Origin of the sequence: Streptomyces sp. NPDC048415 (genome assembly GCF_040651675.1) — a bacterium.
Taxonomy (GTDB): Bacteria; Actinomycetota; Actinomycetes; order Streptomycetales; family Streptomycetaceae; genus Streptomyces.
On the sequence record NZ_JBEZKJ010000011.1, the window covers coordinates 1 to 23,356 of the forward strand.

General features: G+C 69.3%; 15 protein-coding genes and 2 pseudogenes. 3 read left to right on the top strand and 14 right to left on the bottom strand.

What is annotated here, in order from left to right; translation table 11 throughout:
* Positions 1 to 96: 96 nt before the first annotated feature.
* From ispG to dxr, 3 genes and pseudogenes are all read right to left on the bottom strand, one after another.
* Positions 97 to 1,170: pseudogene (gene ispG / locus AB0D27_RS10520) on the bottom strand (flavodoxin-dependent (E)-4-hydroxy-3-methylbut-2-enyl-diphosphate synthase); the annotation flags it as partial.
* A gap of 161 nt (positions 1,171 to 1,331) precedes the next feature.
* Complete coding sequence (locus AB0D27_RS10525; RefSeq protein WP_362505058.1) at positions 1,332 to 2,636, bottom strand: site-2 protease family protein; 1,305 nt, start codon at positions 2,634 to 2,636, stop codon at positions 1,332 to 1,334.
* On the bottom strand, positions 2,633 to 3,889 hold the full coding sequence (dxr, locus tag AB0D27_RS10530) for a 1-deoxy-D-xylulose-5-phosphate reductoisomerase (protein ID WP_362505061.1): 1,257 nt from the start codon (positions 3,887 to 3,889) through the stop codon (positions 2,633 to 2,635). The genes AB0D27_RS10525 and dxr overlap by 4 nt, the downstream gene beginning before the upstream one ends.
* Before the next feature lie 184 nt (positions 3,890 to 4,073).
* Here dxr and AB0D27_RS10535 point away from each other — a divergent pair, with 184 nt between their 5' ends.
* The gene (locus AB0D27_RS10535) at positions 4,074 to 4,523 is read left to right on the top strand and encodes a lamin tail domain-containing protein (RefSeq protein ID WP_362505064.1); all 450 of its coding nucleotides are present in this window, start codon (positions 4,074 to 4,076) and stop codon (positions 4,521 to 4,523) included.
* Between the two features lie 25 nt (positions 4,524 to 4,548).
* Here the strand turns inward: AB0D27_RS10535 and AB0D27_RS10540 are convergent, their stop codons facing one another.
* The 4 genes and pseudogenes from AB0D27_RS10540 to AB0D27_RS10555 all read right to left on the bottom strand — a co-directional run bounded on the left by AB0D27_RS10540 (position 4,549) and on the right by AB0D27_RS10555 (position 8,049).
* A complete protein-coding gene (locus AB0D27_RS10540) occupies positions 4,549 to 4,851 on the bottom strand; it encodes a hypothetical protein (protein WP_362505067.1) in 303 nt (100 codons plus the stop codon).
* Positions 4,754 to 5,077: pseudogene (locus AB0D27_RS10545) on the bottom strand (hypothetical protein); the annotation flags it as partial. The pseudogene AB0D27_RS10545 and the gene AB0D27_RS10540, both read right to left, overlap by 98 nt.
* A 99-nt stretch (positions 5,078 to 5,176) precedes the next feature.
* Positions 5,177 to 7,108, bottom strand: coding sequence for an acyl-CoA dehydrogenase family protein (locus tag AB0D27_RS10550; protein ID WP_362505070.1), 1,932 nt, complete (start codon positions 7,106 to 7,108; stop codon positions 5,177 to 5,179).
* Between the two features lie 134 nt (positions 7,109 to 7,242).
* Entirely contained in the window at positions 7,243 to 8,049 is an 807-nt protein-coding gene (locus tag AB0D27_RS10555) for an endo-1,4-beta-glucanase (RefSeq protein WP_362505073.1), read from the bottom strand.
* 213 nt (positions 8,050 to 8,262) lie between these two features.
* Here AB0D27_RS10555 and AB0D27_RS10560 point away from each other — a divergent pair, with 213 nt between their 5' ends.
* Positions 8,263 to 9,276 (top strand): LacI family DNA-binding transcriptional regulator, encoded by a 1,014-nt coding sequence (locus AB0D27_RS10560; RefSeq protein WP_362505076.1) that lies wholly within the window; start codon positions 8,263 to 8,265, stop codon positions 9,274 to 9,276.
* 576 nt (positions 9,277 to 9,852) lie between these two features.
* The gene (locus AB0D27_RS10565) at positions 9,853 to 11,898 is read left to right on the top strand and encodes a glycoside hydrolase family 31 protein (protein ID WP_362505079.1); all 2,046 of its coding nucleotides are present in this window, start codon (positions 9,853 to 9,855) and stop codon (positions 11,896 to 11,898) included.
* A gap of 106 nt (positions 11,899 to 12,004) precedes the next feature.
* Here the strand turns inward: AB0D27_RS10565 and AB0D27_RS10570 are convergent, their stop codons facing one another.
* The 7 genes from AB0D27_RS10570 to AB0D27_RS10600 form a co-directional block, all read right to left on the bottom strand.
* Positions 12,005 to 12,718, bottom strand: coding sequence for a hypothetical protein (locus AB0D27_RS10570; protein WP_362505082.1), 714 nt, complete (start codon positions 12,716 to 12,718; stop codon positions 12,005 to 12,007).
* 37 nt (positions 12,719 to 12,755) lie between these two features.
* A complete protein-coding gene (locus AB0D27_RS10575) occupies positions 12,756 to 15,056 on the bottom strand; it encodes a glycoside hydrolase N-terminal domain-containing protein (RefSeq protein ID WP_362505085.1) in 2,301 nt (766 codons plus the stop codon).
* Positions 15,053 to 17,035, bottom strand: a complete 1,983-nt coding sequence (locus AB0D27_RS10580; protein ID WP_362505088.1) for a beta-galactosidase — start codon at positions 17,033 to 17,035, stop codon at positions 15,053 to 15,055. The genes AB0D27_RS10575 and AB0D27_RS10580 overlap by 4 nt, the downstream gene beginning before the upstream one ends.
* Positions 17,035 to 19,254: a 1,4-beta-glucanase gene (locus tag AB0D27_RS10585; protein ID WP_362505091.1), complete on the bottom strand. Its 2,220-nt coding sequence runs from the start codon at positions 19,252 to 19,254 to the stop codon at positions 17,035 to 17,037. Before AB0D27_RS10585 ends, AB0D27_RS10580 begins: the two co-directional genes overlap by 1 nt.
* Positions 19,255 to 19,514: 260 nt before the next feature.
* A complete protein-coding gene (locus AB0D27_RS10590; RefSeq protein ID WP_362505094.1) occupies positions 19,515 to 20,453 on the bottom strand; it encodes a carbohydrate ABC transporter permease in 939 nt (312 codons plus the stop codon).
* Positions 20,450 to 21,484, bottom strand: a complete 1,035-nt coding sequence (locus tag AB0D27_RS10595) for an ABC transporter permease subunit (protein WP_362505097.1) — start codon at positions 21,482 to 21,484, stop codon at positions 20,450 to 20,452. Before AB0D27_RS10595 ends, AB0D27_RS10590 begins: the two co-directional genes overlap by 4 nt.
* 26 nt (positions 21,485 to 21,510) lie before the next feature.
* Entirely contained in the window at positions 21,511 to 23,196 is a 1,686-nt protein-coding gene (locus tag AB0D27_RS10600) for an extracellular solute-binding protein (RefSeq protein WP_362505100.1), read from the bottom strand.
* Between the last annotated feature and the right edge of the window lie 160 nt (positions 23,197 to 23,356).

Here is a 23,356-nt window from a genome sequence, read left to right on the forward strand (position 1 = left end):
TGTTCCCCGGTCAGGAGAAGGTGAGTGCGATGCGCGTCATGCTCAAGGCGTCCCTGGACACGGAGAAGGGCAACGAACTCATCCGCAGCGGCAAGTGAGGGTCTCCACGATCTTCGACTCGGGCACGGTCTTGATGACCTCGCCCTTGACGAAGATCTGCCCCTTGCCGTTGCCGGAGGCGACGCCGAGGTCGGCCTCGCGGGCCTCGCCGGGGCCGTTCACCACGCAGCCCATGACGGCGACGCGCAGCGGGACGTCCATGCCGGTGAGACCGGCGGTGACTTCCTCGGCGAGCTTGTAGACGTCGACCTGGGCGCGGCCGCAGGACGGGCAGGAGACGATCTCCAGGCCGCGCTGCTTGAGGTTGAGGGATTCCAGGATCTGGAGGCCGACCTTGACCTCCTCGGCGGGCGGGGCCGACAGCGAGACGCGGATCGTGTCACCGATGCCCTCGGAGAGCAGGGCGCCGAAGGCGACAGCCGACTTGATCGTGCCCTGGAAGGCGGGGCCCGCCTCGGTCACGCCGAGGTGCAGCGGGTAGTCGCACGCGGCGGCCAGCTGCCGGTACGCGTTGACCATGACCACCGGGTCGTTGTGCTTGACCGAGATCTTGATGTCCCGGAAGTCGTGCTCCTCGAAGAGAGAGGCCTCCCACAGCGCCGACTCGACGAGCGCCTCGGGCGTCGCCTTGCCGTACTTCTGGAGCAGCCGCCGGTCGAGCGAGCCCGCGTTGACGCCGATCCGGATCGGGGTGCCGGTGTCCTTGGCGGCCCGCGCGATCTCCTTGACCTGGTCGTCGAACTGCTTGATGTTGCCGGGGTTGACGCGGACGGCCGCACAGCCGGCGTCGATCGCCGCGAAGACGTACTTCGGCTGGAAGTGGATGTCCGCGATGACGGGGATCTGCGACTTGCGGGCGATGGTCGCGAGGGCGTCCGCGTCGTCCTGCGTGGGGCAGGCCACTCGGACGATCTGGCAGCCGGACGCGGTCAGCTCGGCGATCTGCTGCAGCGTGGCGCCGATGTCCGACGTACGCGTCGTCGTCATGGACTGCACGGAGACGGGTGCGTCTCCGCCCACGGCCACGGTTCCGACCTGGATCTGTCGGCTCTTCCGGCGCTCGGCCAGCTTGGTCGGAACGGACGGCATGCCGAGAGAAATCGCAGTCATCTGCTGTGCAACCCCAAGTTATGGATCAAGGTCCCGGAATCGTGGGCTCCAGGCTTCGAGATTACGGCACGGGTCCTCGCCCGAGCACATCCCGCCCGTAAACGCACTCATTAGTGGCGGCCGGGCACAGAGGATGCCCGGCCGCCGCGAACGCTGCCTTACTAGGAGATTTTCACCGGGTTAACCACGTCCGCGATGAAGACCAGGATCGTGAAGCAGACGAAGATTCCGGCCACCACATACGCGACCGGCATCAGCTTCGCCACGTCGAAGGGACCCGGGTCGGGCCGCCGCAGCACCTTCGCCGTACTGCGGCGCAGCGACTCCCACAGGGCGCCCGCGATGTGCCCGCCGTCGAGCGGGAGCAGCGGGAGCATGTTGAACAGGAAGAGGGAGAGGTTGAAGCCCGCGACGAGCAGAAGCATCATCGCCACCTGTTGCGACGCCGGGATGTTGAGCGTGAAGACATCGCCGCCGATACGGGCCGCGCCGACCACGCCCATGGGGGAGTCGGCCTTGCGCGGGCCGTCTCCGAAGGCCGCGTCCCACAGATCCGGGATCTTGCCCGGCAGCGAGAGGAGGGACTCGACGCCGTTCTGCATCATGTCGCCCATGCGGTTCACGGACTGCGAGAAGGACTGCTCGACGATGCCGGAGGCGGGTGTGAAGCCGAGGAAGCCGGCGTACACGTACTTGCCCTCGACATAGCCGCCGTTGCCGTCGGTCTTGCTGACCTGGTTCTTGATCAGGTGAGCGGTCAGGTCGACCTGCTGTCCCTTGCGCATGACGGTGATCGTGACGTCCTTGCCGGGGTTGGCGCGGATGTCGGACTGGAGGTTCGACCAGTCGCCGACCGCCTTGCCGTCGAACGCGATGATCTTGTCGCCGCCCTTGAGCCCGGCGGCCTTGGCGGGCGCGGCCTGGTCGCCCTTCTCGCACTTCGACCGGTTGTCGCTCTGCTGGATGACGCAGTCGGAGACCTTGCCGACCGTGGTGGTCTGGGTCTGGACGCCGAACGTCATCATCACGCCGAGGAAGATCGCGACGGCCAGGACGAGGTTCATGAAGGGACCGGCGAACATCACGATCACGCGCTTCCACGGCTTGCGCGTGTAGAAGAGGCGGGTGTCGTCGCCGGGCTTGAGCTCCTCGAAGGCGGCCGACCTGGCGTCCTCGATCATGCCGCGGAACGGGGAGGTCGAACGGGCCTCGATACGGCCGTCGGGGCCGGGCGGGAACATCCCGATCATGCGGATGTAGCCGCCGAGCGGGACCGCCTTGATCCCGTACTCGGTGTCACCCTTCTTGCGCGACCAGATGGTCGGGCCGAAGCCGACCATGTACTGCGGCACGCGAATGCCGAAGAGCTTGGCCGTCGACAGATGCCCCAGCTCGTGCCACGCGATCGAGATGAGCAGGCCGACCACGAAGACGACTATGCCGAGGATCATCATCAGGGTCGTCATGCACGAGCCTCCGCGGTTGTCGTCGCTGCCGTCAGTTCACGGGCCCGGGCGCGCGCCCAGGTCTCCGCTTCGAGGACGTCCGCGACGGTGAGAGAAGTTCCCGTACGCGGTGTGCCGTGTTCCTCGACCACCCGCGTGACAGTCTCCATGATCCCATTGAACGGCAGCGTGCCGTTCAGGAACGCGTCCACGCACTCCTCGTTTGCGGCATTGAACACCGCCGGGGCCGTGCCCGCGAGCTGCCCCACGTGCCGGGCGAGCCCGACCGAGGGGAACGCGTCGGTGTCGAGCGGGAAGAACTCCCAGCTCGACGCCTTGGTCCAGTCGAAAGCGGGCGCCGCGTCCGGGACGCGCTCGGGCCAGCCGAGCCCGATGGCGATCGGCCCCCGCATGTCCGGGGGCGTCGCCTGAGCGATCGTCGATCCGTCCGTGAATTCCACCATCGAGTGGACATACGACTGCGGGTGCACGACCACCTCAATGCGATCGAAGGGAATGTCGTAGAGGAGGTGCGCCTCGATGACTTCCAGCCCCTTGTTGACCAGGGTCGCGGAGTTGATCGTGATGACGGGTCCCATGGCCCAGGTGGGGTGGGCCAGCGCGGCTTCGGGGGTCACGTCGGCCAGTTCCGATTTCGTACGTCCCCGGAAGGGGCCTCCGGAAGCGGTCACGACGAGTTTGCGGACGTCGGCACGGGTGCCCGAGGCGAGGGCCTGGAAGAGGGCGGCGTGTTCGGAGTCGACCGGGATGATCTGGCCCGGCTTGGCCAGCGCCTTCACCAGCGGGCCGCCGACGATGAGCGACTCCTTGTTGGCGAGCGCGAGGGTGCGGCCCGCCTCCAGGGCGGCGAGGGTGGGCGCGAGGCCGATGGAACCGGTGATGCCGTTGAGTACGGTGTGGCAGTCCGAGGCGGCGAGCCGGGTCGCCGCGTCCGCTCCCACGAGGATCTCGGGGAGGCCCTCGCCCGGGCCGGACTGAGCGGCGAGCGCCTCACGCAGCGCCGGTACGACGTCCTCACGCGCAACGGCGACCGTCCGCACGCGCAGCCGGTGGGCCTGCTCGGCGAGCAGTGCGACCCTCCCGCCCGCAGCGGAGAGCCCGGTGACGCGGAACCGGTCGGGGTTGCGCAGCACGAGATCGATGGCCTGGGTGCCGATCGAGCCGGTGGAGCCGAGGATCACGACATCCCGGACTCCGTCCACGGGGTCGAAGACAAGATGCGGATCAGCGAGGGGGGCTGGACTGTCGCTCATCCCCCCATTGTGGCCGCAACGGGTCCCCGGCAGGACAGGGCGCCCCCTTTCTCGCCGCCGTACCACTCCGGGGCGCCTTGGGGAGCAACAACCCCATTTATGGACGCAAGGTGAAGATCATTTGATAACACTTCAGCCCTGGCCGGTGGACGACCGGCCGGCGCACAACACCCTGGGGGTTCTCATGCGGATACGCGCTGCTCTGCCCGCGCTCGCCGGTGCCGCGGTACTGACGGGCACGTTTCTCAGCACTCCGGCCGAGGCGGCCGGCGGTGTGACGATCTACCACGTCTGGTTCGACAGCCCCGGCTCGGACAACCGTTCCAACACGAGCCTCAACGGCGAGTGGGTGCAGATCAAGAACACCAGCTCTTCGGCGATCTCGCTCAGGGGCTGGATCCTGAAGGACGTCTCGAACCACAAGTACACCTTCGCCAACGTGAAGATCGGGGCGGGAAAGACGATGAAGGTGCACACGGGCAGCGGCTCGGACACCGCATCGAACAAGTACCAGGACCGCGGCGCGTACGTCTGGAACAACACGAGCGACACCGCCACGCTCACCAAGGCGAGCGGCTCGAAGGTCGACTCGTGCTCGTGGACGACGCGGGATCCGAGCGACAAGTACTGCTAGTCCGCAAGTACTGCTAGTCCGCGGCTCACCGCTTGCGGCGGCGCCCGGCCCGGGACCTCCCCGGCCGGGCGCCGGCCTCGGGCGCGGCGAACGCGCCCTCGACGACCCCCTCCGCCGTATCCAGCGTCGGCGCGGTGAAGTGGAGGCCGCCGGTACGCGCGCCCCATTCACTCGGCATCCCGCTCCGCGAGGTAGTCATTGGCGTGACGAGGTGAAATCCCTTGCTGGTCAAGGCTTTCAGATATACGGGCAAGGTGCCGACCAGGGTCTTTCCCTCGCCGGTCTGCATCTCGGCGATATCGCCGAAGTGCGATGCCGCGCCACCCATGATCTGTACGTCGAAGTGGCGCATGCCGAGGACAACGCCGGGCCGCCGCGCGCATCGCGGCGTAGGCCTTCGGCAACAGGTCGTCGAGGCTCTCCCCGCCCGCGTACCGCTCCTTGAACTCCGGGGGGAGCGCCCGCACTTCCCCGTCGGTCAGCTTTGAGGTCCTTTTCCAGGGAACCCACCTGTTCGGCGACGCGCTCGATGCGGCGCAGCATCCTGCCCTCACCGGCTCGCACGATTGTGCCGGTGAGGGCGTCCAGACCGAGACTCGGCAGGGGAATTCCCCCCAAGAATCGGGGGAAAAGGTTGCCGAATGGGCGGGCGTTCAGCGAATGGGGCGGTGGACGTTTTCCTTCTTGCTCGGGCCGGGTGTCGCGTCGGCGATCCAGGGGCCTTCGCCGGACGGGTCGATGACGCCCTCCTCCAGCCAGGTGTACGTGCCCGACAGGACGCCCTTGACCACCTTGCGGTCGAGGTCGTCGGTGTTGGTCCACAGGCGGGCGAAGAGTTCTTCGACGCGGATGCGGGACTGGCGGCAGAAGGCGTCGGCGAGCTGGTAGGCCTCGCGGCCGTGGTCCCCGGTGGTGCGCAGGAGTTCGGCGCGTACGCAGGCCGCGCTCATCGCGAAGAGTTCCGCGCCGATGTCGACGATCCGGCCCAGGAAGCCCTGCTTGGTCTCCATGCGGCCCTGCCAACGGGACATGGCGTAGAAGGTGGAGCGGGCCAGCTTGCGGGCGCTGCGTTCGACGTACCGCAGGTGCGGGGACAGATCCACGTGCTGGTTGAACTCGCTGTACGCCCGCGGGAGTTGGCCTGGACCCGCCACCAGCTTCGGCAGCCACTTGGCGTAGAAGACACCGGCGCCCGCGCCCGCCTTCGCCTTGTCCGAGAGGGACTTGTCGGGGTCGATGAGGTCGCCGGCGACGGACAGGTGGGCGTCAACGGCCTCCCGGGCGATCAGCAGGTGCATGATCTCCGTGGAGCCCTCGAAGATGCGGTTGATGCGCAGGTCGCGCAGGATCTGCTCGGCCGGCACCGCGCGCTCTCCACGGGCCGCGAGCGACTCGGCGGTCTCGAAACCGCGGCCACCGCGGATCTGGACCAGTTCGTCGGCCATCAGACAGGCCATCTCGGAGCCGTACAGCTTGGCGAGGGCGGCCTCGATGCGGATGTCGTTGCGGTTCTCGTCGGCCATCTGCGAGGACAGGTCGAGGACGGCCTCCAGGGCGAAGGTCGTCGCCGCGATGAAGGAGATCTTCGCGCCGACCGCCTCATGGAACGCGACCGGCTTGCCCCACTGCTCACGCGCCGCCGACCACTCCCGGGCGATCTTCAGACACCACTTGCCCGCGCCCACGCACATGGCGGGCAGCGAGAGCCGGCCGGTGTTGAGGGTGGTCAGGGCGATCTTGAGGCCCGAACCCTCGGGGCCGATCCGGTTCGCCGCCGGCACCCGCACCTGGTGGAAGCGGGTGACGCCGTTCTCCAGGCCGCGCAGGCCCATGAAGGCGTTGCGGTTCTCGACGGTGACGCCCTCGGAGCCGGCCTCCACGACGAACGCCGTGATGCCGCCCTTGTGACCCTCGGATTTCGGCACCCGCGCCATCACGACGAGCAGGTCGGCGACGACGCCGTTGGTCGTCCAGAGTTTCACTCCATCGAGGACGTAGTCGTCCCCGTCCGGCACCGCGGCGGTGGCGAGCCGTGCCGGGTCGGAACCCACGTCCGGCTCGGTCAGAAGGAAGGCGGAGATGTCGGTGCGGGCGCAGCGCTGCAGGAAGGTGTCCTTCTGCTCCTGGGTGCCAAAGAGCTTCAGCGGCTGCGGTACACCGATCGACTGGTGCGCGGAGAGCAGGGCGCCGATCGCCGGGCTCGCGGAGCCGACCAGGGCGAGCGCCTTGTTGTAGTAGACCTGGGTCAGACCGAGACCGCCGTACTTGGTGTCGATCTTCATACCGAGGGCGCCGAGCTCCTTGAGCCCGTTGATCGTCTCGTCCGGGATCCGCGCCTCGCGCTCGATGCGGGCGGAGTCGATCTCCGTCTCGCAGAAGTCGCGCAGCTTGGTGAGGAACTCCTCGCCGCGCTGCGCGGCCTCGTCGGACGGCATGGGGTGCGGGTGGATCAGGTCAAGCCGGAAGCGGCCGAGGAACAACTCCTTGGCAAAGCTCGGCTTGCGCCAGTCCTGTTCACGCGCGGCCTCGGCGACCTGGCGGGCCTCACGTTCGGTGACGGTGGGCTGGTGGGGTGTTGCGGACATGAGGGTCACCTCGCCGCGAATAGGGATCTTGGGGCAGTTCCTTACCGACCGGTGCTACTCGATCGTATGTACCCGATTCAGCGGGACCCCACCAGTCCTCGCGCGGCCGTTCGGCCGATCGTCTTTACGCGCCGTCAGCCGATGTCCACCCCGTACGACTTCGTGTCGAGCCGCCCGGAGCCGTGGAAGACCTCGCTGCCCGACTCGATACCGGAGAGGTACTTGTCGTTGCTCAGCAGCTTGCGGCGGACCAGGGCCTGGGTGAAGTCGTCCAGGTTGAGACTGGCCTTGGTGGTGTTGGTACGGCGGACGAAGGAGTACACCTTCCAGCCGATGTCGCCCTGGTAGATGTCCCACATGGAACCGTCGAGGCTGACGCTGCCGTACTTGGTGCCGAGCGGGCCCGCGCCGCCCCGCCGGTTGAGCCAGACCATGATCTCGTCGGTGGGCTGGTCCTGCCAGTCCGCGTTGTTCTTGGCGTGCAGCCACAGGTCGTAGGCGACGTTCATGGTTCCGGGGTCGGAGCTGACCGAGAACTCCCAGCTGGTCTTCACCGGCTTGCGGTCACCGACCCGGACGGGCAGCTCGGTGGCCGCCTTGTCGACCTTCCAGCCCCAGTGCCAGCCGAGCACCGTACTGGCGTACGACTTCACCGCGTTTTCCTTGCCGGCCTTGCTGGTCCAGCTGTACTTCGTGCCCCAGCCGATGGTGTCGCCGGAGCGCGAGGTGTCCCAGACGCACTGGGTTCCCGTGCCGTCGTCCTGCCCCCAGAGGTTGTTGTTGACGTAGTACTTGCCCGTCGTGACGGTGTCGAAGGCGCCGCACTTCTTGCTGTCCTCGCCCGCCCGGGCGACGGTGACTCCGGCGGCGGCCGCGAGCGCCACCGAACTCGCGAGAAGTGTCTTCGCCTTCTTGGACAGGCGCGGTCGGCGGTGTTGCATCGGGGGTCCTTCCGGGGGACGGTCTGTGTACGCCCCTCAGTGGCCACCGCGCGTTCAAGAGGTTGCCATGACGCGCTCAGGAATTTAGTTGTCGAAGCGCTTCGACAACCTATGGACACACCTTCTCCACCGAGCTAGTGTCGAGCCACCCTCACTCGCCCCTATCCGCAACACGCGCACTGTCGAAGCGCTTCACAAAGCTTGGAGAGCTGGATGGTCACCCTCGCCGAGGTCGCCCAGCACGCCGGAGTCTCGGCGAGCACGGTGAGCTATGTCCTCAGCGGCAAGCGGTCCATCTCCGCGGGCACCCGGCAGCGGGTCGAGCGGAGCATCCAGGAGCTCGGCTACCACCCGAACGCGGGCGCCCGGGCCCTGGCGAGCAGCCGGTCCAACATCATCGCGCTGATGATTCCGCTCCGTACCGACATGTACGTACCCGTGATGATGGAGATCGCCATCGCGGTGGCGACCAACGCCCGCACCCATGGGTACGACGTGCTGCTGCTCACCGGCGAGGAGGGCCCCGACGCGGTACGCCGGGTCACCGGCAGCGGGCTCGCCGACGCGATGATCCTGATGGACGTCGAAATGGACGACGAGCGGCTGCCGTTGCTGCGCGCGACGGACCAGCCGTCGGTGCTCATCGGTCTGCCCGCCGACACCTCCGGACTGACCTGCGTCGATCTCGACTTCGGGGCGACGGGTGCGCTGTGCGCCGAGCATCTGGCGATGCTCGGGCACCGTGACATCGCTGTCATCGGCGAGGCGCCCGCGGTCTACGAGCGGCACACCGGCTTCGCCGAACGCACCCTCGACGGACTCCGGTCCCGGTCGCGGGAGTTGGGCCTGCGGGTGCTGCACCGCCCCTGCGACGGCGGGTACGACGCGATGGCCCTGACGCTGGCCCGGATCCAGGACGAGCGGCCGAGTACCACGGGCTTCGTCGTGCAGAACGAGTCCGCGGTGGAGCCGCTGCTCGCGCTGCTGCGCCAGCAGGGGCGGGCCGTGCCCGAGGACGTGTCGGTGATCGCGATCTGCCCGGACCAGGTCGCCACGCAGGCCTCGGTGCGGTTGACCTCGGTCGCCATCCCCGCGCAGGAGATGGGCCGGCACGCCGTCGAGCATCTGGTCGCGAAGCTCGAAGGACACGGCAAGGGCGAAGTCGTGCTGATCGCGCCCGAGTTGACGGTACGGGCGAGCACGGGGCCGGCCCCGGCGGCTTCCTGAACCACGGGTCGGCGCCTGGTCGATCCCGCGGCTTACGGGACCAGTACCGGGCCGGTCCCCGCCGGACGGGACCGGCAGCGGGCCGATCCCCGCCTCACTGGGCGGCACCAGCCGCACCACCCACCACGGGACCGGCACCCCACCGACCCCGCACCACGGGACCGGCCCCGCCCGACCCCGCACCACCGGGCCGGGACCCGACCGACCGCCGCACCACCCGGCGGCACCAACCGCACCACCCACCACCGGGCCGGCACCCCACCGACCCCCGCACCACCCGGCGGCACCAACCGCACCACCCACCACGGAGCCGGGACACGACCGACCCCCGCACCAGGGGGCCGGTGCACCCGACCCCGCACCACGGGACCGGCCCACCCGCCCGCTCCCCCCTCGCTCGCCCAATCCGCCCCCACCAAACACACGCCCACCCCCGCAAAGCGCCGCCACTTCCCTCACGCCATACGGCCGTTGAGGCACCCCTACCTGTTCCGGCGCTGTCAGAGCCGCGCCGGGGCTGTCGCCACTCCTTCCTTACTCCTTCCTTCCTTACTCCTTCCTTCAGGAGCAACCCACGTGAATCAGCCTGCCGAAACCCAGACTCAGGTCAGCCTCGCGCAGTCCTCCCCGACCGTCGGCATGTTCCGTGAGCGGGACGGCGCGTTGGAGTGGAGCGGACGCCAGGAGACCGTCCGTATCGAGCCGTGGGGTCCGGACGCGGTCCGGGTCCGCGCGCGCCTCGGCGGCCCGGTCCTCGAGGGCCTGCCCGGCGCGCTGCTCGACGAGCCCCCGGTCACCGAGAGCACCGTCAAGATCGAGGGCGGGGAAGGCCGGCTGACGGTCGGCGCGCTGAGCGTCGAGGTCAGCGCCGAGGGCCTGATCCGCTTCGTACGGACGCGGGACGGGGCCGAGCTGCTGGCCGAGGAGCGCGCCCACTTCTGGTGGCCCGGCTCCCGCCTCTATACCCCGACCGGCAACGGGCACCACCGTCTGGAGCAGCGCTTCGCCGCGTACGAGGACGAGAAGCTGTACGGCCTCGGGCAGCACCAGCACGGTCTGCTCGACCAGAAGGGCGCGGTCCTGGACCTCATCCAGCGCAACGCCGAGGTGAGCATCCCGGTGCTCACCTCCAGCCGCGGCTACACCCTGCTGTGGAACAGCCCGGCCATCGGCCGGGTGGAGCTGGCGGGCAACGGCACCCGCTGGGTCGCCGACTCGGCCCGCCAGCTGGACTACTGGATCACGGCGGGCGCCCCGGCCGACGCGCAGCGCCGCTACAGCGCCGCCACCGGCCGTACGCCGATGCTGCCCGAGTGGGCGGCCGGCTTCTGGCAGTGCAAGCTGCGCTACCGCACGCAGGACGAACTCCTCGCGGTGGCAAGGGAGTACAAGCGCCGGGGCCTGCCCCTGGACGTGATCGTCTGCGACTTCTTCCACTGGACGCACCTGGGCGAGTGGAAGTTCGACCTGGCGCAGTGGCCGGACCCGGCGGCGATGCAGCGCGAGCTGACCGAGCTGGGCGTCAAGCTGGTCGTGTCCGTCTGGCCGTCGGTCTCACCCCTCTCGGAGAACCATCAACTCATGGAGCAGCGGGGCCACTTCATCGGCACCGAGTACGGTCCGACGGCGCACGCCGACTGGCCCGACAAGGAGGTCGCGTCCACGGTCCAGGTGGCCTTCTACGACGCGACGAACCCGCAGGCGCGCGACTTCGTGTGGTCGCGTGTGAAGGACAACTATCTGGACCCGTACGGGATCAAGGCCTTCTGGCTGGACGCCTGCGAGCCGGAGCTGAAGCCGGGCTTCTCGGAGAACCTGCGCTACTACGCGGGTCCGGGCCTGGAGGTCGGCAATCTCTACCCCCGCGAGAACGCCCGCACCTTCTACGAGGGCATGCTCGCCGCCGGTGAGAGCGAGGTCGTCACCCTCAACCGCTCGGCCTGGGCGGGCAGTCAGCGCTACGGTGCCGCGCTGTGGTCCGGGGACATCGGTACGGACTTCGCGACCCTGCGCCGCCAGATCGCCGCGGGGCTCAACACCGCGCTGTCCGGCCTCCCCTGGTGGAACACGGACATCGGCGGCTTCCACGGCGGCGACCCGGACGACCCGGCGTACCGCGAGGTCATGGTCCGCTGGTTCCAGTTCGGCGCGCTGTCCCCGCTGATGCGCCTGCATGGATTCCGCGACCCGGGCAGCCCCCTCGGCCCCGACATGACCGGCGGTCCGAACGAGGTCTGGTCGTACGGCGAGGAGGCCGGCGCCATCCTGGAGAAGTATCTGAGGCTGCGCGAGCGCCTGAAGCCGTACGTGCTCGACGTCATGCGGGAGGCCCACGAGGAGGGGCTGCCGGTGATGCGCCCGCTGTTCCTGGAGTTCCCGGACGACCAGGCCGCCTGGTCGGTGGACGACGCGTACCTCTTCGGCCCCGACCTCCTGGTCGCGCCGGTGCTCACGGCGGGCGCGACGGTGCGTACGGCGTATCTCCCGGCGGGTGCCCGCTGGACGGACGCGTGGACGGGTGAGACGTACGAAGGGGGCGCGGCCGTGACCGTCGACGCCCCGCTGGACCGCATCCCGCTGTTCCTGCGGGACGGGGCGCGGCTGCCCGTCGCGGGGGCCTGAGACGGAAGTGCGGCCGGTCCCCCGCCCGCGGCTGCCCGTCGCGGGGGCCTGAGACGGAAGTGCGGCCGGTCCCCCGCCGGGGGCCGGCAGCACTCTCATGGGTGGATCAACTGCTGCTGACCGTCTCGCTGTTGGTCGTGAAGTCGAGACCACCCGACGAGGACGTGATCTCGAAGCCGAACTGCACGTCGCCGATGGTCACGTTGCCGAACCAGCCCTTGGTGTCCTTGATCCACTTGAGGATGGACAGCACGTTGACGGTGCCGGAGCTGGAGTTCGAGGTGCGCACGAACGAGAAGACGTCGTTCGAGCCGTTGTTGCCCTTGTAGACGGTCCAGGTGTGGCCGCCCAGCGTCACGTTGCCCTGCGAGGTGCCGAGCGGGCCGACGGCTCCGGTCTTGTTCACCCAGAGCATGACCTCGTACTTGTAGCCGGTGTCCCAGATGTCGTACGAGGTGTTGTACGCGCCGGACGACGGCACCGTGACGTTGTAGCTGCCGGTGAGCGAACCGAGCGAAGTGATCGACTTGTTGACCACCTTCTTGGAGTTGGGGTACGACTTGATGCCGCCGGTGTTGGGGTGGTTGGCGTTGACGCCCCAGTTGGTTCCGGAGTTGGCCCAGATGCACTGGGCACCGGCGCCGGAGCCCCAGATGTTGTTGTAGAGCGTGTAGCCGTTCAGCGAGGTGTTGCCCCACTGGTCGCAGGAGCTCCAGACGGCTGCCTGGGCGGGCGCGGAGGCGAGGCCGATGGTGGCGCCGAGCGCGAGCGCGGGGGCGATCAGGGCCTTGGTGATCCTGTTCAGTGTGCGTGTTGCCATGGTGTCCCTTCCATGGGTGGGGGGAACTGCGGTGGATCTACTGCGGCCCCAGGGTGAGGACGCAGTCTTCTCCGGCGCGCAGCGAGAGCGGCCTCGCTCCGGAGGAAGTCCTGAGGTCGATCTGCAGGGTGCGGGTGGGCCGGATGACGGCCGTGCGCTCCTCGGGGCTCCAGGTCAGGTCGACCTCGGCGCCGAACCTCGTCCGAATGCCCCGGAGTTCGCCGCTCGGGTAGGCGGCGGGGACCGCGGCGAGGAGGACGAGCCGCTGCGGCGTGGACTGGATCAGCATCTCGATGAGCACGGCCGGGAGCGTGTGGGCCGCGTCCGCGTTGTAGACATGGCGGTTCGGGTAGTGCCCGCTCATCAGGGAGATGTGGAAGAAGTCCCCGGCCAGCACGTTGTCCAGGGCCGCCGCCACGCGCTCCGCGTCCCTCAGCCGGGCTGCCACCAGCGCGTGGTGGAGGTGGCCGTGCGCGGAGTCGTTCTCGGCGCCGCGCAGTTCGAGGGCGCGATGGGCGGCCGAGGCGAGCTCCGGGGTGTCGTACGGGTTGATCTCGTCGAGCGGCCAGACTCCGTAGAGGTGGCTGAGGTGCCGGTGGTCGTAGGTGTCCTCGAGGCCGGGCCAGGCCCATTCGGCGAGCGATCCGTCGGCGTTGACGCGGTGCGGTGGCAGCCGGTCGGCGAGCGCGCGCCAGCGTTCGGCGTCGGGTCCGGGGTGGTAGTCGGCGGCCGTGCGCAGGGCGTGCCGGGCCGCGGAGAGGTCCATGGCGGCGTTGAGGGTGACCCAGCTCGCGTTCGCGGGACGGTTCTCCGGGGAGTACGACGGCACGACGACGAGGTGGCCGTTGTCGTCGGTCCGGGTCAGGAAGTCCTCGTAGAAGTAGGCGACTTCGGCGAGCGCGGCGGCCAGGCGGGGGTCGCGCGCGCCGCGCGTCTCGTCGTGGTCGACGAGTGGCTTCAGGAGCCAGTCGGCGCCCGCGGTCCACACGTGCAGCGGATACTCGCGGCTGAGGTGGTAGATGTGCCCGGACTCGCCGTCGGTGTGCGCCGGCGCGACGACTCCTCGGGCGCCGAAGACCGCCCGGGCGTTGTCGCGCCAGTGGGGCAACTGACCGTGGACCAGGGCGGCGTGGGCCTCGGTGACCTCCGGGAGCCCGGCCGCGGCGGCGGACGCGGTCTGGAGATTGAGGTTGGCGTCCGTGGTGAACGCCCCGGACCAGGCGGTGTCCCAGTCGCCGGTCCACAGACCGGTCAGCCGTGGTGGCAGCGTTCCGGCGGCGGACAGCAGGTGGTAGCGGCCCGCCGCGAAGAGCCGCTCCAGGAGGGCGGTGCTCTTGGGGCGGCAGACCAACTCCGAGCCGGGCAGGCCCCGCTCGGTGCCGTCGGCGCGCAGGTCCAGGGAAGCGCGCAGGTAGGCGGGGCGGTGGAGGGCGGTGTGGCGGGCGAGGAGGTGGGTGTATGCCCTCTCGCCCGCGTCACTGTCATGGTCGGCCGGGGGCAACAGGGCCCGCAGCGCACGGGCCTCGGCCGGCGCGTCCAGTTCACCGGTGTGCCGCCGGACACGCGTGAGCAGGAGCAGCGAGCGAGCGCCCGCGATCCGGACGCCGGGCAGGGTGGTCCGCGTTCGACCGCCGGTGACGACGAGCGTGACTCCCGTGTACGCCCGCTCGCTGTCCGGGTAGCGGGCCCGCAGCACGAGAAGGGCGCCGTCGGCGGTGAGCACGGCACTGTGACCCACCGTCAGGTCCCTCGGTGCGCCCGGCAGTCGGTGGTCGAGAGTCACATCGACGGTCAGGTCGGACTCGGTCACGTACTGCGCGACCACGTCGTCGGCGCGCGAGACGAACACCTCGCTGCGCCAGCCGCCGCACTCGGCGCTGACGACACCGGTGGTGAAGTCGACCTCGCGCCGGTACGAGCGCCACTCGGCGGCCGGCCGGCGCAGCCGCACCTGAAACGCCGGATGGAAGGGCTGCACCCACAGCAGCGGGCGACCGTCGGTGAAGTCCTCCCCGGCGCTGGTCTCGCCGGCGAGCAACCGGTCCTGTACGTCGCCCAGTCGGTCGGCGAGCGCGGGCGGACGCGCGCCCTGACTGCCGTTGGGCCGGATCAGGCTGTGCTGGGTGACGATGACCCGGTCGCTGTTCGGATCGCCGAACACCGTGGCGCCGTGCGTGCCGTTCCCGCTCAGGAAGGCGTCCTCCCAGCGGGCCGCGGGCAAGGGCTCCCAGGTCCCGTGGACGGGCGCGGTGAGGGCACGGTCACGGTCGCAGGTCCCGTGGACGGGCGCGATGAGGGCACGGTCACGGTCGTCCGGGTCACGCGCACGGCCGGTCATGGCGCCAGTACCGCCGCTCCATAGCGCTCCAGACGGACGGAGCCGGTCACGGACGCGCCGGTGAGCAGATCCCGGTGGTCGCCCGGCACGTCGACGCTCACCGCGTCCTGCCCGTGGTTCAGTACGAAGAGCAGCGCGCCGCGCCGGACGACCTCGACGCCGGCGGGGATCCCGTCGAGCACCGGGCGGGCGCCCGCGCGGTCCGCCACGTCCGCCAACAGGGCGCGCAGAGCGGCTGGTTCGGGAAGCGTGGAGACGTACCAGGCGCCGCCCTTGCGGAGCACGGCGGGCAGCCCGTCCAGCTCGCCGCCCTTGTACACGGCCTCCACGACCGCGTCCTCGGCCTCGATCTCCTCGGACCACAGGGTCCCCCGGAAACCGTCGCATTCGGCGCGCTCTCCCGCGTCCAGCGGCCACCACTCGTGCAGCGTGCGGACGCCGAACAGCTCGCGCAGCCGCATGTCCATGCCACCGGGCCGCACCCGGTCGTCCTCGTCGGCGACGCCGGTGAGGAAACCGCAGACGAGGGTGCCCCCTCCTCGTACATACGCGAGGAGGTTGTCGATCGCGGCGTCCGTGAGCAGATACAGCTGCGGTACGACGACGAGCTTGTACGCGGTGAGGTCGTGCTCGGGGTGCGCGAAGGCGGAGGCGAGGTGGGCCTCCCAGAGGGCGCGGTGCCAGGCCCGTACGACCTCGAAGTAGTCGACCTCGCTGGAGAGACGGCCGTCCTGCGCACCCGCCCACCACGCGTTCCAGTCGTGCAGGACGGCGATGTCGGATCGCAGTTGACTGTCCGTCACCTCAGTGCCGATCAAGGCGAGTTCGCCGCCCAGCTGCTTGATCTCCTGGAAGGTACGGCCCCGCTCCCCCGCGTGGCCGAACATCCCCGAGTGGAACTTCTCCGCGCCCTGCCGGGACTGGCGCCACTGGAAGTAGCAGACGGCGTCAGCGCCGCGCGCGACGGCCTGCAGGGACCAGAGACGGTTGATGCCGCGCGGTTTTGGGTGGTTGACGCCGCGCCAGTTGACCGGCCCGGCGGCCTGCTCCATGAGCATCCAGGGGCCGCCCGCCGCCTGGGAGCGTGTCAGGTCCTGGATGAGCGCACCGTTCTGCGCGCCGAAGGGGTCGCGCGGATCCGGATAGATGTCGACGGAGACGACATCCTCCTCGGCGGCCCACTTCCAGCCGTCCTGCCCCACCCACATCGGCATGAAGTTGCTGGTCACCGGGACGCGCGGGGTGTGCCGGCGGACGATGTCCCGCTCGGCGACACAGCACTCCAGGAGCATGTCGGAGGTGAAGCGCTTGAAGTCGAGGACGTGCGTCGGGTTCTTCATGTAGTGGGCGTGGCGCGGCGGCAGGATCTCGTGCCACCCGTCATAGCCCTGGCTCCAAAAGGCTGTGCCCCAGGCCTCGTTGAGAGCCTCGACGGTGGCGTACTTGTCCTGGAGCCAGCGGCGGAAGGCGGCGGCCGCCTCGTCGCCGTAGTCGAAGGTGCAGTACTCGTTGTTGATGTGCCACATCGTGAGGGCCGGGTGGCTGCCGTAGCGGGCGGCCAGGTCCTCGGTGATGGCGGCGGCGTACCGGCGGTAGACGGCACTGGAGTGCGAGAAGTGCTGGCGGGAGCCCCACCATTCGACGCGCCCGTCCTCGTCCCGGGGCAGTGTCTCGGGGTGCAGACGGCCTATCCAGGGCGGGGGCGAGGAGGTGGGCGTGGCGAGGACGACACCGATGTCGCTGTCGTGCATCAGGTCCATCAGCCGGTCGAGCCAGCCGAACTCCCTTGCCCCTGGGCGTGGTTCGAGCTTCGCCCAGGAGAAGACACCGAGGGTGACGGAGTTGACGCCGGCCTCCTTCATGAGGCGTACGTCCTCCTGCCAGGTCTCCTCGGGCCACTGCTCGGGGTTGTAGTCGCCGCCGAAGAGGATGCGGCCCCGGGTGGCGTCACTGAGACTCGGCCGCTTGTACGTGGACATCAGACCGGCTCCCCGTACTGGATGCCGCGCCCGTTGGTCCCGAGGTACACCCGGCCGTAGACGCGCGGGTCGCCGGTGATGACCTCACCGATCCAGCCCCACTGGTGGGCGTCGTCATTGATCCGGACCCAGGTCTTGGCCCCGTCGTCCGAGCGGTAGACGGCGGTGATCGTCTCCGTCGAACCGACCTGGTAGATCGCCGGGTAGTCGGCGCCGTCGGCCGCCTTGCCGAAGCCAAGCGTGTACGAGGCCCAGCAGCTGGTCACCTTGTCGAAGCTCGCGCCGCCGTCGGTGGACCGGTACAGGCCGTTCCACTTCACGCTCAGCCACAGGTCACCGGAGCGTCCAGGCGCCGCGACCAGCTTGAACTGACTGTCGCCGGAGGGCAGCCCACTCGCACGCGCCGTGAAGGAACGGCCACTGTCAGTGCTGGCGTATAGCGTTCCTGTGTCGGTGTCGTATGCGTAGAAGAGCGTCGGGTCGGCCGGGTCGGCGACCGGCGTGGCGCCCTTCGGGAAGGAGGAGATCTCGGACCAGGTCGCGCCGTTGTCCGTTGAGCGATGCGCCGCGTACTTCGTGCCGTCCCAGTGCACGAAGGACCACAGCAGCGTACCGCCGTCGGCGCTGGTGGCGATCGGCCCCGGTGCGTTCTTGGCGATGTCGGGCTGGGCCGCGAAGGGCGCCCAGGTCTGCCCGCCGTCGTTCGAGTGGGCGCCGTTGCCGTTGTCGCCCCATCCCGTGCGGACGACGTACGAGGGCTTGGCCGCGGCCTGCGCGAGTCCCGTCGCCGACCCGAACACGGGGTTCGTCGCCATGCCGCGCGACGGAGACGCCGTGAGCCGCTCGTGGTACATCACGCCGATGTCCCCGAGTCCGCTGAGCAGGTGCGCCTCCCCGGCCGGGGGCGAGATCAGCTGGCGCACGGCCGTCTCCTCCAGGCCGCGGATCTCCGGAGCCCACTTCTTGAGGTCGCGGGTGCGGTAGAGGGTCGCGCCGGTCCCGTACACGAGGTGCTTCGAGTCGTACGGGTCGACGGCGACCGCCTGGATCCACCAGCCGAACTTGGGCTGCGTACCACCCCAGTTGAGGAAGGGAGTCTCGGACACGTCGAAGACAGCGGCGTCCTTGAGGGACGTCCAGGTACGGCCGCCGTCGGTGGTGCGGAACACCGTGTCGCCGTCCGCCCAGCGGTTGTTGGTCGAGACGACGACGGTGCCCGCACGGCAGGCGTCGGCCGCCACACCACCGTAGGCGAAGGTGTCCGCCGAACCGTCGGTTGTGGTGCCGCCGGGCTTGACGGGGCTGACGTCCTTCCAGTTGCCGGTGGCCGTCCGCAGCTTGTGCACGCTGCCGTCGGACTGGCCGTTGGGCCCGGGGGCGTTGCCGTACGTCACATACAGCTCGCGGGTGTGCGGGTCGTACGCGGCGCGGAGCGGGACCTTGGCGGCGGTGCCGGACGGCTGCCCGGGGACCGCCTCCCAGGTCGTGCCGTCGGCCGTGCGGTACAGGTTCGCCGTCGCGGAGGTGCCGTCGCCGTCACCCCAGCCGGCGTAGACGGTGCGCCCGGCCGCGACGAGGAAGGTGACGCCCTGCCCGGAGGAGCTCGCGGTCGCCGGGAAGCCGGTCACGGCTGCCCAGGTCGCGCCCCGGTCGGTCGACTTGAGCAACCCGTCGTGCCGGGTGCCCAGCCACAGGGTGTCGCTGTCGCGCGGGTCGACGAGGAGCCGTTCCCCGGCTCCCCGCCCGTCCTCGTTGGCGCCGAGCTTCACGGACAGGTCGGTGCGGGTCCAGGTGGTGCCGCGGTCCTCGGAGCGCAGGACCACGCCGTTGCCCGCCCACGCCTGGGCGTAGGTGCCGAGAGCGAGGTAGAGGTGGTTCGGATGCGCGGGATCGACGGCCAGCGCCTCGACGCCGAGCAGGTTCCAGTCGTCCCAGCCGAGGTGGTCGGTGAGCGGCGTCCAGCGGGCCGCGCCGGCGTCCCAGCGGTAGGCGCCGCCGATGTCGGTACGGGCGTAGGCGAGACCGCGCACGGCGTGGTGGAACAGCACACCGGTGACGAAGCCGGTGCCACCGATGACGGCGTTGCGCCAGCGGTACGAAGGCGTGGCGGCCGTTTCGGCGGCGTACGACGGGGCCCCGAGCACGGGGACGGCGGTGAGCGCGGCGGCGGCAGCGGTCCCGGCGAGGACAGCTCGTCTACTCAGGCGGGGCGTGCGCATGACATACCTCGTTCGGGGGAGTGGGAAGCGGGGTTGGTGACAGCGCCCCTACAGGGGCGCGGGGAACTGCGCGACCGGCCACGGCGGACCCGCAGCTCACGGCGGGCGGGCAGTCCACGGACCGCGAGTTCCGGCCGGCCCCGCGGAGCGAACCGTTGGCCCCGCGGAGCGAACCGTTGGGCCCGCCGCGGCCGGCCGCTGACCAGGAGCAGGTCGGCCGCAGCGGGGTCAGCGGGCCGGAGACAGCGGGCTGACGCAAGTCAGCCTTTGACCGCGCCGGTGAGCATGCCCTTCTTGAAGTGCCGCTGGACGAACGGCGAGAGGATCGCGACCGGAAGCAGCGCCATCACCATGACGGCCATCTGGATGGACAGCGGCGACAACTGCCCGGTGTTGATCTGGGTGGCGAGGCCGACCGGGCGTTGCTGCTTCTGCACCAGCTGGATCATGACGTTCTGCAGAGGCATCATGTTCTGGTCGGTCAGATAGATCGACGCGTTGAACCAGGCGCTCCAGTAGCCGACCGCGTAGAACAGGGAGATCACCGCCAGCACCGCCCGCGAGAGCGGCATGACGATCTTCCAGAGGATGCGCCAGTCCCCCGCGCCGTCGATGCGGGCGCTGTCGATGAGTTCGGGCGAGATCCCCATGAAGAACCCGCGCAGGACCAGGATGTTGAAGACACTGACCGCACTGGGCAGGATCAGCGCGAGATAGGTGTCCGTCAGCCCGAGCGCCTGCACCAGGAGATAGGTCGGGATGAGCCCCGCGCCGAAGAACATCGTGGCGAGCAGCGTCATCAGGATCCAGCGGTGGCCCAGCGTGCCGCTGCGCGAGAGGCCGTAGGCGCACAACACCGACACCGCCATGCTGAACAGCGTGCCGACGAGCGTGACACCGATGCTGACGAGCGCCGCCCGCTGCACCTGGCCGCCGCTGAGCAGCTCGTGATAGGCGACGAAGGTGATGTCCTTGGGGACCACCACAAGACCGCCCGTCTCGTCGATGGTCTTCTTCGAGGACAGGCTCGTCACGATCACGATCCACAGCGGGAAGAGGATCGCGAAGCAGGCGATGCCGAGGACGGTGCCCTTGGCGGCTGTCCCGGCCTTGTGCGGCTCCTCCTCCCAGGCGGGACGGGCCGGAGCGGCCCAGGGACTCGGCTTCTTCACCGGAGGCCGGTCGATTACGGCGGTCACTTCTTGTACACCCCCTGCTCGCCCATGACGTGGGCGACCTTGTTCGCCACGAGGACGAGGGTCAGTCCGACGAGGCCCTTGATCAGGCCGGCGGCCGCCGCATAGCTGAAGTCCTGGTTGCGGATGCCGTTCCACCACACATAGGTGTCGAGGACGTCGGAGGCGTCGGGTCCCACCGCCTGCCTCTGGAGCAGCAGTTGCTCGAACCCGACGGTGAGGGCGTCGCCCACGCGCAGGACAAGCAGCAGAGCGATCACCGGACGCAGCGCGGGCAGCGTGATGTGCCACATGCGGCGCCGGCGTCCGGCGCCGTCCATCGCGGCCGCCTCATACAGGTCGTTGGAGACGGATGCCAGGGCCGCGAGGAAGACGATGATGCCCCAGCCCGCGTCCTTCCAGACCATCTGGACCGTGACCAGGTACTTGAAGACGTGCGGATTGGTCATGACGTCGAAGCCGGTGTGCCCGTGCTGGCGCAGGGTCTGAGCGATCACGCCGGCGCCGCCGAAGATCTGCTGGAAGACGGTGACGACCAGGACCCACGAGAAGAAGTGCGGCAGGTACATGACCGCCTGCGCGACCGCCCGCACCCGGGGCCGCACCACGGTGTTGATGAGCAGCGCGAGCAGGATCGGAACCGGGAAGAACAGCAGCAGTTGGAGGAAGAACAGCACGAAGGTGTTCTGTACCGCGTGCCAGAACGCCGAGTCCTGGAAGATCCGCTGGAACTGCTCGAAACCGATCCAGGGGCTGTGCAGCATGGCGACGAAACCATTGTCACCGGCGTACGGGTCGTAGTCCTGGAAGGCGACCACGTTGCCGAGGATCGGTATGTAGTTGAAGAGCAGGAGCAGCAGGACCGCGGGAAGCGTCATCAGGATCAAGGTGCGGTCACGTCTGAACCTGAGCCGGAAGCTCACCTTCCCCGAGCCTCGCTTCTCCCGGGAACCGGCGGCGCCGCCGGACGCCACCGGTGTCTTCGCGGATGTCTTCGCCTCGGCCCTGCTCCGAGGCACCGTGCTGTGGGACACGGCCTTCTCCTCGCCTCAGCCCTGGGTCACTTGGCCGTGGAGCCGTTGTCGTCGAGCAGCTTCTTGTACCAGGCCCGCAGGTCGTCGCCGCCCTTCTTCTTCCAGTCGGACACGGCCTGCTGGACGTCGCTGATCTTCTTGCGGCCACGCACGACGTCGTCCTCGAGCTGCTCGAAGTCGTCGGCGAGGTTGGACCAGCGGTTCGGCTCGGTGATGGTGAGCCCGTAGAAGGAGGACTTCTTGGTGAAGGCGCCCATACGCTGCTGCCACTCGACCATGCCCTTGGTGACGTCGGGGAAGTCGGGGTGGGCGATGAACGGGGCCGGGTCGCCGGTGTAGTCGAAGGCGCCGACGACCTCGTTCACACCCTTGGTGGTCTTGGTGGGCACGCCCTTCTTCAGGGCGAAGTCGGTGCCTTCGACGCCGTAGTTGGTGAGCAGCCACTCCTTGGTGCCGTAGGGCGACGCGCAGAAGTCGGCGATCGCGAGGAGGTCCTTGATCTGCTGCTTGGAGGCCTTCTTGCTGACGAAGGTGAAGATGTTCGAGGGCTGGACCGCCCAGAGCACCGGGTTGCCGCCGTCGGCCCCGAAGATGTCCATCGCGCCCATCTCGAAGTCCGCTTTCTGGGTGCGCTGCTCGGACGTCTTGCCGAACCAGTCGGACAGGTCCTGGTTGTAGACCAGGATCTTGCCCGCGGTGAACCGGGTGCTCGCGGGGTTGGTGGTCTTGCCGGCCCGCGCGTCCGGGTGGACCACGCCCGCCGCGAAGAGTTTGCGCGCCCACTCCAGGGCTTCGAGGTATTCGTCGGTCTCGACGCGGTTGATCAGCTTGCCGTCGGTGAGGTTCCACCACAGCGCCTTGTCGCTGCCGTTCAGGACGCCGAAGACGTTGAAGGCCGTCCACTTCATGTCGTCGCAGGCCCAGACGCCTCCCTTGGCGTCGGTGGCCTCCTTCGCCCAGGACAGGAACTCCTCAGGGCTCTTGGGGACCTGATAGCCCTTCTTGTCGAAGAGGTCCTTGCGGTAGAACGGCGCGATGTTGGTGACATTGGAGCCGGGCATCGGGATGGCACGGAGCCGGCCGCCGAAGATGGCGCGCTGCCAGGCGTCCGTCGGGACCGCGGCGAGGTTCGGGTATTCCTTGACCTTGTCGCCGGACAGGTAGGGGCCGAGGTCGGCGAACTTGGCGTTGACGGCGCTGGGGATCCGGCCGGTGAGGTTCCAGCCCGGCACGACCACCACGTCCGGGATGTCGCTGGAGGCGAGGATGGCGCCCAGCTTCTCGTCGTAGGTGTTGCCGTCCTGGTTCTGCCAGGTCACCTCGACGCCGATGGCCTCGTTCATGGCCTTGTAGTACGCGTTGTCGTTGGCCGGCGGGGTGCCCCACAGGGGCGCCAGGATCTTGAGCTGGCCGCCGCTGCCCAGCTTCTTCGTCACCGAGGTCTTCAGATCGGCCATCGCGATCGCCGTGGTGAACCCCGCCGCCGACCCGTTCTTCGCCGGGATGTCGGGCCTCACGACGCTCGACGCCACGAAGGTCGGAAGGATCTTCTGGGCGTCCTTCCCGGAGGTGGTGCCCTCCTTCCTGCCGTCCTGCCCGCCGCCGCAGGCGGTGAGCAGCGGCATTCCGCCGGCCACGGCGGCCGCGGCGACCGCCGTGGAGGCGAGGAAGCTTCTCCGGCTGGGAGCGGAGGTGGCGGAGTTCGGCGTCATTGCGTCAACCCTTCATGGCGCACAGCAGGACACCCGGCGGGGAAGCCGTCGGCTGCGGTGTCTTGAGTGGAACTGGCTGAGCTGAAGCGGTCCTCGGAGGACCCCGCCCTCCGAAGAGGGACGTCCTGTGAGTCGAAGCGCTTCGATGTTGCTGCGAGGT